At 65.3% G+C, this 14,168-nt stretch carries 13 protein-coding genes; 10 read left to right on the top strand and 3 right to left on the bottom strand.

Going from position 1 to position 14,168, the window contains the following annotated elements:
* The first annotated feature begins 3 nt into the window (after positions 1 to 3).
* The 5 genes from ESB00_RS12260 to ESB00_RS12240 all read left to right on the top strand — a co-directional run bounded on the left by ESB00_RS12260 (position 4) and on the right by ESB00_RS12240 (position 4,414).
* Positions 4 to 1,176: a Y-family DNA polymerase gene (locus tag ESB00_RS12260; RefSeq protein WP_129047971.1), complete on the top strand. Its 1,173-nt coding sequence runs from the start codon at positions 4 to 6 to the stop codon at positions 1,174 to 1,176.
* Between the two features lie 154 nt (positions 1,177 to 1,330).
* Positions 1,331 to 1,705, top strand: coding sequence for a preprotein translocase subunit SecG (gene secG / locus ESB00_RS12255; RefSeq protein WP_129047970.1), 375 nt, complete (start codon positions 1,331 to 1,333; stop codon positions 1,703 to 1,705).
* A 37-nt stretch (positions 1,706 to 1,742) separates the two neighbouring features.
* Positions 1,743 to 2,546 (top strand): outer membrane lipoprotein-sorting protein, encoded by an 804-nt coding sequence (locus tag ESB00_RS12250; protein WP_164976184.1) that lies wholly within the window; start codon positions 1,743 to 1,745, stop codon positions 2,544 to 2,546.
* 2 nt (positions 2,547 to 2,548) lie between these two features.
* Entirely contained in the window at positions 2,549 to 3,031 is a 483-nt protein-coding gene (locus ESB00_RS12245; RefSeq protein WP_129047968.1) for a ribbon-helix-helix domain-containing protein, read from the top strand.
* A gap of 192 nt (positions 3,032 to 3,223) precedes the next feature.
* On the top strand, positions 3,224 to 4,414 hold the full coding sequence (locus ESB00_RS12240; RefSeq protein ID WP_129047967.1) for a pyridoxal phosphate-dependent aminotransferase: 1,191 nt from the start codon (positions 3,224 to 3,226) through the stop codon (positions 4,412 to 4,414).
* A gap of 273 nt (positions 4,415 to 4,687) precedes the next feature.
* Here ESB00_RS12240 and ESB00_RS12235 read toward each other — a convergent pair whose 3' ends face one another.
* Together ESB00_RS12235 and ESB00_RS12230 are read right to left on the bottom strand one after the other, a co-directional pair.
* Complete coding sequence (locus tag ESB00_RS12235) at positions 4,688 to 6,055, bottom strand: RNA polymerase sigma factor (RefSeq protein WP_218938739.1); 1,368 nt, start codon at positions 6,053 to 6,055, stop codon at positions 4,688 to 4,690.
* Between the two features lie 7 nt (positions 6,056 to 6,062).
* Positions 6,063 to 6,476 (bottom strand): YciI family protein, encoded by a 414-nt coding sequence (locus ESB00_RS12230; protein ID WP_129047966.1) that lies wholly within the window; start codon positions 6,474 to 6,476, stop codon positions 6,063 to 6,065.
* Between the two features lie 375 nt (positions 6,477 to 6,851).
* On the opposite strand from ESB00_RS12230, the gene ESB00_RS12225 reads away from it, so the two are divergent.
* The 4 genes from ESB00_RS12225 to ESB00_RS12210 all read left to right on the top strand — a co-directional run bounded on the left by ESB00_RS12225 (position 6,852) and on the right by ESB00_RS12210 (position 9,905).
* Positions 6,852 to 7,223, top strand: a complete 372-nt coding sequence (locus ESB00_RS12225) for a DUF1428 domain-containing protein (RefSeq protein ID WP_129047965.1) — start codon at positions 6,852 to 6,854, stop codon at positions 7,221 to 7,223.
* A 15-nt stretch (positions 7,224 to 7,238) separates the two neighbouring features.
* Positions 7,239 to 7,442, top strand: coding sequence for a hypothetical protein (locus tag ESB00_RS12220; RefSeq protein ID WP_129047964.1), 204 nt, complete (start codon positions 7,239 to 7,241; stop codon positions 7,440 to 7,442).
* A gap of 262 nt (positions 7,443 to 7,704) precedes the next feature.
* Positions 7,705 to 8,412, top strand: a complete 708-nt coding sequence (locus ESB00_RS12215; protein WP_129047963.1) for a DNA alkylation repair protein — start codon at positions 7,705 to 7,707, stop codon at positions 8,410 to 8,412.
* 464 nt (positions 8,413 to 8,876) lie between these two features.
* Positions 8,877 to 9,905, top strand: coding sequence for an LLM class flavin-dependent oxidoreductase (locus ESB00_RS12210; protein WP_129047962.1), 1,029 nt, complete (start codon positions 8,877 to 8,879; stop codon positions 9,903 to 9,905).
* A 576-nt stretch (positions 9,906 to 10,481) separates the two neighbouring features.
* Here the strand turns inward: ESB00_RS12210 and pepF are convergent.
* Positions 10,482 to 12,392 (bottom strand): oligoendopeptidase F, encoded by a 1,911-nt coding sequence (gene pepF / locus ESB00_RS12205; protein WP_246026476.1) that lies wholly within the window; start codon positions 12,390 to 12,392, stop codon positions 10,482 to 10,484.
* A 442-nt stretch (positions 12,393 to 12,834) separates the two neighbouring features.
* On the opposite strand from pepF, the gene ESB00_RS12200 reads away from it, so the two are divergent.
* The gene (locus tag ESB00_RS12200) at positions 12,835 to 14,001 is read left to right on the top strand and encodes an MFS transporter (RefSeq protein ID WP_164976183.1); all 1,167 of its coding nucleotides are present in this window, start codon (positions 12,835 to 12,837) and stop codon (positions 13,999 to 14,001) included.
* Positions 14,002 to 14,168: the final 167 nt, after the last annotated feature.

Below are 14,168 nucleotides of genomic sequence, written 5' to 3'. Positions count from 1 at the left end.
CACGTGTCCGGGCTACCCCTGATCGTCCACCTCGACGCCGACGCGTTTTTCGTGTCGTGCGAGCTGTCGGTGCGGCCGGATCTGCGCGGCACCAAGTGCGCGGTGGGCGGACGCGAGCGTGGCATCATCTCGTCGGCCAGCTACGAGGCGCGGGCCTGCGGGGTTTACACGCCGATGCCCACCAAGCTGGCGCTGAAGGTCTGCCCCGACCTCATACTGCTGCCGCACACCTCGGGCATCTACGGCAAAAAGTCGCGCGAGATGTTCGACCTGTGCGAGTCGCTCACTCCGCTCGTGCAGCGCAACTCCATTGACGAGGGTTACCTCGACCTCGGGCCCTGCGGGTTCAAGACGGCCGCGGAAATTGAGAATCGCGTGCGGGCGTTGCAGCAGCGCATCTGGGACGAGCTGCAAATTCCGACTTCGTTTGGCATCGCGGCCAACAAGCTCGTCTCTGCCATCGCCAGCAAGGCCCGCAAGCCGCGTGGTTTCACGGTGATCCTGCCGGGCGAGGAGGCCGCGTTCCTCGCGCCACTCAAGATCAGCGTCATCCCCGGCGTGGGCACGAAGAGCACCGAACGGCTGGAAAAGGCCGGCATCCGGTTGGTCAGCGACCTGTTCGTCCGCACCGAGCGCGAACTGAAGGACCTCTTCGGCAGCGGCTGGTCGGAGATGCTCCGCATGGCGCGCGGCGAAGACGACCGGCCGGTGGAGGTGAGCCACGAGGATGCCAAGAGTTACTCGGTGCAGGAGACATTCGGGCATGACATCGGCGACTTCGCCGAGATTGAGCGCATCGCCAAGCGCATGATCGACGAACTCATGCCGGCCATCCGGGCCGACGGGAAGCGGGTGAAGACCATGACCGTGAAGGTCCGCTACCCGGGCATGGAGAACAGCACGGCTGGCCGCAGCCTGACCGAGGCGACCGATCTGGAAGCGCCGTTTTACCCGCTGGTGGGGGCGTTGCTCCGGGCGGCCTGGACCAAGCGCCGGCCGCTGCGGCTGGTGAGCGTCCGGTTTTCCAACGTGGAGGAGCAGGGGACCCAGCTGGAGATGTTCGCCCAGACCGACGAACGGAAACGCCGACTGGCCGCGGTTTTGGACAAGCTCAACGACCGCGGCAAGAAGGGTTTGGTGCAGCACGGGCACCAGCTGCCGAAGCGCCGGGAATGAGGCTAGCCCGGTTTCCGGACGTTCTGGCGGCCGATGCGGAGACCGGCCGGCCAATAACCTGCGGCGGTGCGCAGGTTCCCCCTCGATGCCTGTTCTCGTCCAATCGGAACTTTGGTTGACAAAGCCCGTCTGAGTCGGAAAGTCCTGCTCCCTTATGAGTATCGTTATCGGCGTCCTTACCCTCATCCTGGTCCTCACATCCATCTTTTTGGTGATGATCGTGCTCATGCAGCGCGCGAAGACCGACGGCGGCATCGGTGCGGCCATGGCCGGCGGCGCCACGGAGTCGGCCTTCGGTGCCGAGACCAACAACGTGCTGAGCGGCGCGACCATCAAGGGCGCTATCATCTTCTTTGTCCTGAGCTTCGGACTTTATCTGGCCAATGTGCATCAGGCCAAGAATCGGGCCGCTGAAAACGCCGCCCTGCCCACCGTCAACGCTCCGGCGACCACGCCGGCCCCCGCGCCGACGGTCGAGCTGCCTGCCACGAGCCAGCCCGCCACGCCTCAGCCGGGTGAAAACAAGTAAGACGCTTTCAAGCCCGGTTCACCACCGGGCTTTTTTATTGGCCGTCGGCCTGCTCTGGGCCGTCTCGGCCCCGGCGCAGGCCGACAAGTTCGGCCAGCCCCAGGACAAGGCCGCCTCCGGCAAGGCCGATCAGGCCGAGGGCGCCCGCATCCTGTCGGAGTTCCGGCAGGCCCAGATCGCGGGCGACTATTGGCTGTCGTTTGAGCTGCGGGTCATGCCGCGCAAGGGCGCGGAGCGCACCGTGACCGGCGCCCTACTGGGCACGCCGGGAGCGGCCGGACCGCTGACCCGCATCACGACCGGTGACGGCGCGTGGCTGATCGAGGCCGGGCCGCAGCCTTCCGCGTGGACGGTGAACGGTGAGGTCGTCGAAGCCGCCGCCCCCGGGCAGGCCCTCGCCGACACCGGGGTCACGGTTTTCGATCTCCAGATGCCCTTCCTTTACTGGAAGGATTTCACCTACGAGGGCCAGGCGCGCGTGCGCGGGCGTCCGACCTACAGTTTCATCCTGCGTCCGCCCGTCGGACAGGCCCTGCCCGTGGCGGAGCTGACCGGCGTGCGCGTGCTGATTGACACGCAGTTTCAGGCGATGGTGCAGGCGGAGCTGCTCGACCGGGCCAACACCGTGCTGAAGTCGATCTCGCTGCTCGACCTCAAGAAAGTGGGCGAGCAATGGCTCGTGAAGGCGGTGGACGTGCGCGACCACCGCACCCGCGACAAGACCCGTTTCACGGTGCGTGCCGCCGCCCTCGATTTGGACTGGGCGGCCGAGGTTTTCAGCCCGTCCGCCCTGACCACCCCCGCGCCCCTGGTGCCGGGCGAGAAGGTCGTCCGCTTCTGACCATGGCCGACCAAACTTCCCGCCCGTTCCCCATCCAGCTCGAGGTCGAGTTTCTCGACCGGATCAGCGAGCCCGTCCGCGACGGCAAGGCCAAGTCCGTGAGCGCGATCATCCGCACCGCCCTGGAGCGCTACGATTTCGCCAACGTGATCGTGCTGAAGCCCTCGCAGTTGCTGATTTCCGTGCGGTTGCCCGCCGCGATCCGGCAAAACCTCCGTCGCATTGCCCGCGCCAAGCACACCAGCGTCGGCCAGCTCGTGCGGGCCGCGGTCGAAGCCTATCTGCCGCAGTTGGAGAGCGGCGCGGTCAATCAGCTGGAAATCCCGGCGGTGCCGCCGGTGCCGCCGACGGAATCCGTGCTGGCCCCCGCGCCGAAGCGCCCGGAGCGCAAGCGGAAGCCGGAGAAGAAATCCTCCAGGAAGAAACCGGCGGCGAAGAAGAAGCCCGCGCCGAAGCGGAAGGTTCGGAAAGGTGGAACGCGCTGACCCCGGCGCGTTGCGGTGCTGCCGCTCCGAACCAGCGCCTTGGGGTCAAGTCGCTCCACCTCCGGGCAGGACCCGGTCAGGGACTGATGGTCTCGCTTCCACCGATACAGTTTCGCCTATGACATCCCCCCGGCCAACGGTCGGCTTGCGTTCGTCCCGCGCGCTCCCTTAAACCTCCCGCCCAATACCTCCATGAGCACTCCGCATCCTCTGTCCGTCTGGGCCCGCAACGTGTCGCCTTCGCCGACCCTCGCCATTGATGCCAAGGCCAAAGCCTTGGCCGCGGCGGGCGAGGACGTTTGCGGTTTCGCCGCCGGCGAGCCCGACTTCGACACCCCGGAGCACATCAAGGAGGCCTGCATCGCCGCGCTCAAGGGCGGCAAGACCAAGTATGCGCCCACGCCCGGCATCGAGCCGCTGCGCCAGGCCATCGCCGACCGCTACGTTGCCGAATACGGCCTCAAGGTCGTGCCCGCCCAGGTCGTCGTCTCCCCGGGTGGCAAGTTTTCCTGCTACCTCGCCGTGCTCGCGACCTGCTCGCCAGGCGACGAGGTCATCATCCCCGCGCCGTTCTGGGTCTCCTACCCGGAGATGGTGAAGCTCGCCGGCGCGGTGCCGAAGTACGTCGCCTGCGACGACAAGGCCGGTTTCAAGCTCACGCCCGCGCAGCTCGAGGCGGCCATCACGCCGAAGACCCGCCTGCTCATTCTTAATTCCCCTTCGAACCCGACCGGCGCCGTCTATACTCGCGCCGAGCTGCAGGCCATCGCCGCCGTCGCGCTGAAGCACAACCTCTACATCCTCTCCGACGAGATGTATGAACACCTCGTCTATGACGGCGTCACCCCGACCTGCGTGGCGACCTTCAGCCCGGAGATCGAGGCGCGCACGATCGTCGTGGCCGGCTTTTCCAAGACCTACTCGATGACCGGCTGGCGTATCGGCACGCTCGTGGCCCCGCTGCCCATCGCCAAGGCCATCGCCGAGCTCCAGAGCCAGATGTCCTCCAACGTGACGACCTTCGCCCAGTTCGGCGCGCTCGCCGCGCTCAAGGAGAAGGAGAAGACTGCCGCCGCGCTGAAGGTCATGACCGACGCCTTCGACCGCCGCCGCAAGTTCCTCCACACCGAGCTCAACAAGATCCCCGGTGTCACCTGCCTGTTGTCGCAGGGCGCGTTCTATCTCTTCCCGAACATTTCCAGCTTCGGCCTCAAGGACGCCGACTTCTGCGCCCAACTCCTCGAGAAGGAGCGCGTCGCCGCCGTCCCCGGCTCGGCCTTCGGCCTCGAGGGCTACCTGCGCCTCAGCTACGCGACGAGCGACGCCGTCCTCCAGAAGGGCGTCGAGCGCCTCGCCCGCTTCTGCGCCACGCTGAAGAAGTGAAGGTGGAGCCCGCGCTTCGCGTGGGCTGGCTTTCTTGTCGGGCGGGATCTCCTAATCCCGCCCTTTTTATTTGGAGGGCTCTGCTCCCGCTGAGCCGTTTCGGCTGGCTCAAGGTCCCGAGCCTGTCGAGGGACCGCGGCCCATCGGGAGATGGGCCCTCCACTTCAAGTGTAGGGTCGTCGCTTGCGACGACCTCGGCCGCAAGCGCGGCATGCGTCGCTTTCGCGGCTGAGGTCGGCCCAAGGGCCGAACCTACACGAAGCGATAAAGTTCTCACCCCGCCGAGCGCTCGGCCTCCGGAAGCGCGCCGCCGCTGCGCTCGATCATGCGCGCGAGGTAAGCCTGCTCGGGACCGACCTGCGAGAGACTGAGCGCCCTGCGGAAATTCCACGCGGCGGCCTGGTGGTTTTGCAACCGCCAGTGCAGTTCGCCGGTCACGGTGTAGAGCAGGTAGTGGCCCTCGAGCTTCTCGCGCTGCGGGATGGCGGCGATGGTGTCGAGGCCGGCTTGTGGCCCGTGCAGGTGCGCCACGGCGACGGCACGGTTGAGCGCGACGACGGGCGAGGGCTTGAGGCGCAGCAGCTCGTCGTAGTGCAGCAGGATTTTTTCCCAGTCGGTCGAGGTGTAATCCGGGGCGAGGCAGTGCAGGGCGGCGATGCCGGCCTGCAGGTGGTATTCGCTGATCTCCGTCCCTTGCGCAGCATGGCCGAGGTGCATCAGGCCCTGCGCGATGAGCTGCTGGTCCCATTTGGAACGGTCCTGGTCGTCGAGGCGGAGCAGTCCGCCCTGTTCGTCGAGCCGGGCGGGAAAGCGGGCGGCGGTCAGCAGCATCAGGGCGAGCAGGGCATGGCTGCGCGGGGCGCGGCCGGCGGGGTGGGTGATGATCAGCGCGGCGAGGCGGATGGCCTCCTGGCAAAGTTCCTCGCGGAGCAGGCGGTCGCCGGAGGAGGCCTTGTAGCCTTCGTTGAAGAGCAGGTAGATCGCGGCGAGCACGCCGTCGAGCCGCGGGGCGAGGTCCTCGCCCTCGGGCAGCTCGTAGCCGATGCCGGCATCGGCGATGCGTTGCTTGGTGCGCGTGAGCTGCTTTTCAATGGCCGCCTCGGTGGCGAGGAAAGCGCGCGCGATTTCGCCGGTGCTGAAACCGCAGAGAATTTTCAGCGCGAGGATGACCTGGGCGTCGGGCGCGATCTCCGGGTGGGCGCAGACGAACATCAGGCGCAGGGCGTCGTCGCGGATTTCTTGGGAGGTCTCCCCGGCGACGGGGAGCGGGGCGGTCATCTGCTCGTGATGGGTGATGATCGCCGCCTCCTTGCCCGTGGCCATCTTGCGGTGACGCAGGGCGTCACGGGCGAGGTTCATCGCGACCTGCGTGATCCACGCCGAGGGATTGGCGGGCACGCCGCCCATGGACCAGGTGCGGAGCGCGCGGAGCATGGCCTCCTGGGCGACATCCTCGGCGAGCGAGAGATTGTGGACGCCGAGCAACCGCACCAGCGCGCCGTGCAGGCGGCCCTTCTCGTGGCGGAAGAAGTGCTCCACCAGCAGAGCGGGCTGGGTGGGCTCCGTTTTTGTAGGGTCGGCCCTTGGGCCGACCTCGGAAGTCGCCGCAAGCGGCGACCCTACATGGGAATCCTTGGACACGAGAAGCTCAGGCCGTGGCGGGCACGCTCTTGGTATTCACGCCGAGGTGGCAGTGCGGGGTCATCTCGCGGACCTCGATCAGCATGCCGTAGTCGAGGCCGGGGTGGCGCTGGGCGATGGCGGTGGCTTCGGCGAGGCCGCTGACCTGCAGGGTCACGAAGCCGCCAACGGCTTCCTTGGTCTCGGGAAAGGGGCCGTCCACGATGCGCGCGCCGCCGGGGCCCGCGACAATCCGCGTGGCATCTTCGAGGGGCTGGCCGATGGTCGCCTTGCCCTGGTTGACGAGGTTCTCGAACCAAGCGTTCCAGCGTCCGACCAGTTCCTGTTGCTGGCTGGCGGAAAGGTGCCGGTAGTTCTCCGCGCCGGTGTTGCGGAAGATCAGCATGAACGGCGTGGAAGCGGGGGCGGGGGACGTGCTCATGACGGGAAGAGGGTTGGGTGTTCACAGGCTACGACGAAGCGCCCCATGCCGGAAGGACAGAGTTTGGGTGGTTTTTCGGATTAGAGGTAACCACTAATGAGATTCGCCAAAGGCGAATCTCCGGTGTGCCCTCCGGCTAATCGCCTTCGGGGTAGTAGCTGCGGGGTCTGCTTATCGCAGACCGGGATCAAATGCCCGCGATAAGCGGGCCCCTTGAACCAATCACGGAGGCGATTAGCCGGAGGGGATTCTTAAAATTCCGCCGTTGGCGGAATTGATCAGTGGTTCCTCAAACTCGGTGTCCGGAAGCGTTCGGGTCGTTCGTTGAGGGATTGAACCACCCCTCATCCACCCATTCCCAAGGAGACTCCCCCCATGGCCCAATATGTTGACGGATTTGTCATCCCGCTCCCCCGCAAGAAACTCGCGCTCTACAAGAAGATCGCGACCCAGGCCGCAAAGGTTTGGCGCGAACACGGCGCACTCGACTACCAGGAGTGCGTTATGGACCCCTCGCCGCAACCCAAGGGCGTGCCCGGCGATCTGTTCAAGAAACTCGCCAAGACCAAGCCGACCGAGACGGTCGTCTTCGCCTACATCCGCTACCGCTCCCGTGCGCACCGCGACCGCGTCAACGCCAAGGTCATGGCCGATTCCCGTCTCGCCGCGATGTGCGATCCGCAGAAGATGCCCTTCGACATGGCCCGCATGACCTTCGGCGGCTTCAACGTGCTGGTCTCCGGCTGACCCGATTCGCCCGCCATGCCCGCCGATTCTCCTGTCTGCACTGCGCCCACCGTGCTCGACCGGCTGCGCACCGAGCTGGCCGACCTCGCCTACGACCTCGAACGCCAGGGTCGGCTCGACGCGGCCGACGTCGTGATGCAGATTGATACCCGCGTGCGCGAGCTGGCCGCCGAGGATGGCTGGGATGAAGCGGGGGGTGCTGTGGTAGGCCCATCCTGATGCAGCCCGCTCGGCAGCGTCTCTCCTGGGCAGGAAAAGCCACAAGAATCACTGAATTTGAACCGCAGCGCTTCGGTCGAGGTGGAGCGGCTTGTCTCCAAGACGCTGGTTTGAGCATGTGACTTGCCCAACGCGTTGAGAGCAACGCGAGCCACCTTGGTGACCTTGGTAATGATCGTCTCCGCGCCCTTCGCGCTCTCCGCGTTTAACCTGCCTTGAAAGTGCCTTGGCTCGGTCTGCATTTCATCGCATCACAGCCAACATGCCCGCGAAGAAACCAGCCCTGTTCACCGGTGACCCCGCCACCGGGGCCAAGGAAGCCCTCGCCGAACTGAAACGCCTGAGCAGCGCGAAGGTGCGCGACGGCATGGCCCGTTACGGTCTGCCCAACGACAAGGCCTGGGGTGTGGGCGTGGGGGAGATCCAGAAGCTCGGCAAACGGCTCGGCAAAAACCAAGCGCTGGCCGAGGCGCTGTGGGCGACCGACGTCTATGAGGCGCGGCTGCTGGCGTCGTTCGTGGGCGAGGCCGACCGGCTCACGCCGAGGCTCATGGACCGTTGGTGCCGGGATTTCGACAACTGGGGCGTGGTGGACACGGTGTGCTTCAAACTCTTCGAACAGAGCCCGCACGCGTGGGACCGCATCGAACCGTGGACGAAGCTGAAGGGCGAGTTCCAATGCCGCGCCGGCTACGTGTTGCTCGCCTGCGTGGCCGCGCACAACGACGGCATCCCCGACGAAAAATTCCTCCGTTACCTGCCCCTGATCGAGCGCGGCGCGACCGACGAGCGCAACTTCGTGAAGAAAGGCGTGAGCTGGGCCCTGCGTATGGTCGGCCTCCAAAGCCCCGGCCTCCGCAAGGCTTGCACCGCCCTGGCCAAGCGCCTCACAGAATCCGAGTCCGCCTCCGCCCATTGGATCGGCCGGGAAGCCCTAAGGGAGTTCGCGAAGCTCCGAGGTAAAATGTAAAGCATGTGCCCCTTTCGGGGGCTTTTCGCCTTAGAAAGAGGATACAAAGCTAAAAAACAATCCTCCGGCTGAGAGGATAATAAACGTTAGCACTCCAATCACCAGCATTACGAAACCATTATTCACTCTCTTGCGAAGCAGAAAGGGGATAACAAATGCTGCGACTCCAGCTACACTAACGGCTGTCACATTTTTCCATGGCTCGACATGAGGCATGTGTGCGTTCGCTGTGCTGGTCTGCGCGAGAGTCAGCAAAAACATCAGTGCAAATTGCTCCTTTCTGCTCATAAACATAGGGCATTACCCTGACGGGGTTGATCCGCTTACGCGTAAGTTGGTCTTTTGAAGAAATGAGGGAGGTTAAGCTGTTCGTTTTCAATCTCGGATTCGCGAGCGCAGGCAATTCTCGGGAGCAGGCAAAGCGATGACTGGCCAATTCGAGGAAGCAGGGCTATGTCCCCCGGATGCAAATTGGCGTGGATACGTTTGTCGCGACGGCGCAGCCGGGGCCTCCGGGGGATGCGCGGCGGGTGCAGGAACTGCTCGAGGAGATCGAGCTGGCCGATCAGGTCGGGCTCGATGTCTTCGGCGTGGGCGAACACCACCGGCCGGATTATGTGTCTTCGGCGCCGGCGGTGTTGCTGGCGGCGGCGGCGGCGCGGACGAAGCGCATCCGGCTGGCCAGCGCGGTGACGGTGCTCAGCTCCGACGATCCGGTGCGGGTGTTCCAGCAGTTCGCCACGGTGGACCTCGTGTCGCAGGGGCGGGCGGAGATCATCGTGGGGCGCGGCTCGTTCATCGAATCCTACCCGCTCTTTGGCTTCGATCTCGACGACTACGAGGCGCTGGCGGCCGAGAAGCTCGACCTGCTGCTCAAGGTGCGCGATCAGGTGAAGGTCCATTGGTCGGGTCAGCACCGCGCGGCGCTGACCGGGCAGGGTGTGTATCCGCGTCCGCTGCAGCATCCGCTGCCGGTGTTCATCGGCGTCGGCGGCACGCCGGAGTCGGTCGTGCGCGCGGCCAGGCTCGGGCTGCCGCTCATCGTGGCCATCATCGGCGGCTCGCCGCGGCAGTTTCGTCCGTTGGTGGACCTGTATCGCTCGACCTGGCGGGAGGCGGGGCATCCGGCGGAGAAGGCCTTTGTCGGCGTCCACAACATCGGCTTCGTGGCCGACACGACGTCGGACGCGGCGGAGACCTTCTGGCCCGCCTACCGCGATGCCTTCGGCCGGATCGGTCGCGAGCGCGGCTGGCCGGCGCCCACGCGCGAGCAGTTCGACGCGCAGTGCAGTCAGCTGGGGGCGTTGCTGGTGGGCAGCCCCGAGGCCGTGGCGGAGAAGATCGTGCAGGAGAGCCGGTGGTTCGGTGGCTTGGACCGCCTGACGGTGCTGATCGACAACCGCCTGCTCACGCACGCGCAGATCATGCGGGCGATCGTGTTGCTCGGGACGAAGGTCGCGCCGCTGGTGCGGAAGGAGCTCGAGACGGGGTGAGGGGATGGCCCACGGAACACACGGAACACGCGGAACACACGGAAGGGAAGCAGGCAGGGGGAGTAACCACGAAATACACCAAAGACACGAAAGGGGGCCAAAGCAGTGAATTGGTCCAACGCGTGAAGGTGATTATGGCGGTTGAACCACCAAAGCATAGAGGCGCGAAGGGAAAGGCAGAAGTGAACCACTAATGGGATTCGCCAACGGCGAATCTGATTGGATCCCCTCCGCCTAATCGGCTCCGGTTTGGGTTCCGGGGAGCGGCTAATCGCCGCTGGAGATACTGGCAGCCGGTGATTAGCCGGCCCCCGAAGCTCAGGGGCGGAGCCGATTAGGCGGAGCTGCACCAAGTAGCAGCGCCGTTAGGCGGTGCATCAGTGGTTCACAAATTCCGGGGCTTTTCCAGAGGCCACCTTGTCGCTGCGCTCCAAGGCGGCTACTCGATACAAAAAGAAACCGGCCCGAGGGTGGGCCGGTTTGTCTAGCTGGATCGCCACGGCCCGACTTGCGGGCCTCGCGATGACAAAAGTCTAAAAGCTATGGACGTTTTTTATCAGCCTTCCGGGGGAAGACTCACTTCGCCGCGGGGGCGATCTTGGCGGCTTCGATTTCGAGCTGGGAGACGAGTTCGTTCATCTGGTCGATGACGGCCTGCACGGTCTCGCGCTTGGTGAGGTCCACGCCGGCCTTCTGCAGCTGGTTCATCGGGTGGTCGTTGCCGCCGCTGCGCAGAAGGGTGAGGTAACGCTCGGTGGCGGCGGCGCGCTCGGCAGGCGTGCCGGTGTTCATCGCCTTGAAGAGCTGGGCCGACGAGGCGAAGCAGGTCGCATACTGATAGACGTAGTAGGGCGAATTGTAGAAGTGCGGGATGCGGGCCCAGGTGTATTTGTAGAGATCGTCGATCGTGGCGGCGTCGCCGTAGTAGTCCTGGAGGAGTTTCTGGTAGATGCCATTGAGCACCTCGGCGGTGATGGGCTGGCCCTGCTCGACGCGGCGGTGGGCCTGGAGCTCGAAGTCGGCGAAGAGCACCTGCGTGTAGAAGGTGCGGAAGATGGAGTCCACCGCGTGCTGGAGGAGGAGAAAGCGCTCCTTCGGGTCGGAGGTCTGGCCGAGCAGGTGGTTGAGGAGGAAACGTTCGTTGGTGGTCGAGGCGACCTCGGCGACGAAGATGGTGTAGCTGGAAGTGACGAAGGGCTGGCTCTCGTAGGACAGCACGGTGTGCATCGCGTGGCCGGCTTCGTGGGCGAGCGTGAACATGGCGTCCTGCGTGTCGTTGTAGTTCATCAACAGGTAGGGACCGACGCCATAGACGCCGGCGCAATAGGCGCCGCTGCGCTTGCCCTCGTTCTCATAGACGTCAATGCGGCCGCCGGAGACGAACTGGCGGTATTTCGCCGTGTAGTCGGCGCCAAGCGGGGCGACGGAGGCGATGACAGTGTCCTTGGCCGAGTCGTAGGGATAGCGGGCGTCGGACTTGAAGAGCGGGACCGAACCGTCGTAGAGGTGGTAGGATTCCAGGCCGAGGAGCTTCTTGCGCAGGCGCAGGTAGCGCTGGAGCGGGGCGGTGCCGGCACGGGTGGTGTCCACGAGCGTCTGCACGACGGCGGGCGGGATGGCGTTGCCGTCGAGCGCGGCGTCGAGGGTGGTCGGGTAGTTGCGGGCCTGGGCGTTGGCCCAGCCGCGCTGGAGGATGGCGTTGTAGATCGCGGCGTAGGTATTGGCCGTGGCGGCGTAGGTGTTGAGGTGGGCGGTGAAGGCCGCGGCGCGGTCCGCCTGGTTGTAATTGGTCTCGAGCAGGTGGCCGTAGTTGGCGGGCGAGACGGTCACTTCCGTGCCGTCGGCGAGCTTGATGGCCGGGAACTTGATGTCGGAGGTGCTGAGTTCCTGGAAGATGGCGCCGGGGGTCGAGTTGAAGCGGGAGCCGTAGGAAAGGAGCTTCTCGCCCTGTTCATCGAGGACGTGTTTCTGCTGGCGGTAGGTGTCGAGGATGGTGAACGCGTAGGGGGCGAGTTCGGGCGTGGCCTTGATCCACTCCTCCATCTTCGCCTGCGGGATGGTGAGCAGCTCGGGGTTGAACCAGGCCGTGGCGGTGCCGAACTTGGCGAAGATGACGCCGACCCGCTGGAACTTGCCGGCGATCTCCTGGTTGCGGGTGTCCACGTCGCGCTGGAGCTGCGGGTAGCGATAGACGCGGTATTGGAGCATGCCGATCTCGTCGTAGAGCTTGTAGGCCTTGAGCACGGCGGCGGGACCGGTGGCGAGGCTGCCCTTGAGGGCGGCGAACGTGTCCATCTTGCCCTCCATCTCCTTCATGCCGGCCTCCCACGCGGCCCAGTCGGCGTAGATGGGCGAGAAATCCCAGCGGTATTGGGCGGGGATCTCGGCCCGGACGCGCGTCGCGGGTTTCAGGCTGGCCGTCGAAGTCGCGGCAAAGGTGGTGAGGGCGGTGAAGGGGAGCAGCATCAGCAGGGTGGATTTTTGCATGGGGGATACAGTGTCGGGTGCCGGCGATTTGTCTAGGCGGCAGTGGCTGAGGGGGTGGCCCACGGAACACACGGAAAGGAACCAAGGCAGGGGTTGGGTTGATCAACCATGAAACACACCAAAGACACGAAAAGGGGGCGGCGGAAGAATTTGACCACGGACGGAACGGATGGGCACGGATTCCGAACAAGCCCAAGGCATTTGATGGCCACAAAAAGGCTCAATAAATCGACCACAATGAGACTCTCAAGGCGCCTATAGGTGCGCGGAAGATTTAAGAAGCAGAGCGGAGCCTTTTGTGCCTTTTCGTGGCAAAAATCCGCTGGCCTTGAATCCGTGCCCATCCGTGCAATCCGTGGCGAAATTGACCGGGTGCTGGATTGATAGAGCGGGCTCGCGCCTTGTCATTCTTGGGCGCGGCTGTCTGCGTGGGGACTTCATCGTGGACCAACGTCGCGCTTCGCTTCTCCTGCTGCTGATCATCTACCTCGGCTATATCAGCCTCGGGTTGCCCGACGGCACGCTGGGCGTGGCGTGGCCGGCGATTTATCCGGAGCTGAACCTGCCGATCGGTCTCGCAGGCACGATCATCACCATCGGCACGATCCTGACCGGCTCGGCAGGATTCGCGAGCGGGTGGATCATTGCGAAGTTTCGCACGGGGCCGGTGGTGTTTGTGAGCGGGCTGCTCACGGCCGGTGGCATGTTCATCCTGTCGCAGGCCGAGGGCGCGCTGTGGCTTTATGCGGCGTCGGTGCCGCTGGGCATCGGCGCCGGCGCGGTGGACGCCGGACTCAATGGCTACGTGGCGCGCCACTACAGCGGCCGGCACATGAACTGGCTGCACGCGTGTTGGGGCATCGGCGCGACGAGCGGGCCGTTTTTCATCGGCTGGGCGCTCGGATCGGGCCACGGCTGGCGCGCCGGCTACCTGCTCATCAGCGGCGTGCAGGCCGCGCTGGCGGTGCTCTTTCTGCTCACGCTCGGCCTGTGGAACAAGGTGCCGGAGCGGAGCTTTGCGGACCATCACGCCGCGGGCGGCAAGGTGCCGACGATGCCGGCCAACTCTTTTGCCGGCTGGCTGTCGCCCTTCATTTTCGCGCTGTATGTCGCCGCCGAGTCCACGATCGGCGTGTGGGCGGGCACGGTGCTGGTGGTGCGGCGCGGCTTTGCGCCGGAGACGGCGGCGCTGTGCGTGGCGGGGTTCTTCGGCGCGCTGACGGCCGGGCGCATCGGCGTGGGCTTCGTGATCGAGCACTGGGGCAACCGCCGGACCATCGCGATCGGCGCGGGGGTTGCCGCGATCGGCATCGCGGGCTTCGCCTTTGCGGCGGTGGTGCCGGCGGCCGTGTTCACGCTCGCGCTGGTCGGCTTGGGCATGGCGCCGATTTATCCCGCGCTCATGCACGAGGTGCCGCGGCGGTTTGCGCCGGCCGCGGTGCAGACCGTCATCGGGCGCCAGTCGGGCAGCGCGGCTTTCGGCGCGGCGGTGGTGCCGGCCGTGGCCGGTTGGTTCGCGCAGCATTCCATTTCGACCGTGCCGTGGATTGCGTTCGTCGTGTGGCTGGGCATGATGGCCTGCATCCGGCACCTGAACCGGATCACCTGAGGGGCGGCGGGGCCGCGGGGCAGCCAAGTAACAAGGGACAAGTAATAAGTATCAAGAGGGAGCGGAGGGCGCTGACAGGAAATCGCTCTCTTTCTCGTTCTCCTCTGAGCAGGCAGGCGTTCTGCCGCGAGAACGATCACGAGCAGGAGAACGAGAACGATTGGGAT

The organism is Oleiharenicola lentus (assembly GCF_004118375.1).
GTDB lineage: Bacteria > Verrucomicrobiota > Verrucomicrobiia > Opitutales > Opitutaceae > Lacunisphaera > Lacunisphaera lenta.
The sequence above is the reverse complement of the archived record's forward strand: the minus strand, read 5'-3'. Positions and strand labels throughout refer to the sequence as shown.

Bases quoted from the DNA above. Each gene is read 5' to 3' on its own strand.
- secG (WP_129047970.1), top strand. From the start codon at position 1,331: ATGAGTATCGTTATCGGCGTCCTTACCCTCATCCTGGTCCTCACATCC.
- ESB00_RS12210 (WP_129047962.1), top strand. From the start codon at position 8,877: ATGCAAATTGGCGTGGATACGTTTGTCGCGACGGCGCAGCCGGGGCCT.
- ESB00_RS12230 (WP_129047966.1), bottom strand. From the start codon at position 6,476: ATGAGCACGTCCCCCGCCCCCGCTTCCACGCCGTTCATGCTGATCTTC.
- ESB00_RS12225 (WP_129047965.1), top strand. From the start codon at position 6,852: ATGGCCCAATATGTTGACGGATTTGTCATCCCGCTCCCCCGCAAGAAA.
- ESB00_RS12220 (WP_129047964.1), top strand. From the start codon at position 7,239: ATGCCCGCCGATTCTCCTGTCTGCACTGCGCCCACCGTGCTCGACCGG.
- ESB00_RS12240 (WP_129047967.1), top strand. From the start codon at position 3,224: ATGAGCACTCCGCATCCTCTGTCCGTCTGGGCCCGCAACGTGTCGCCT.
- ESB00_RS12245 (WP_129047968.1), top strand. From the start codon at position 2,549: ATGGCCGACCAAACTTCCCGCCCGTTCCCCATCCAGCTCGAGGTCGAG.
- pepF (WP_246026476.1), bottom strand. From the start codon at position 12,392: ATGCAAAAATCCACCCTGCTGATGCTGCTCCCCTTCACCGCCCTCACC.
- ESB00_RS12215 (WP_129047963.1), top strand. From the start codon at position 7,705: ATGCCCGCGAAGAAACCAGCCCTGTTCACCGGTGACCCCGCCACCGGG.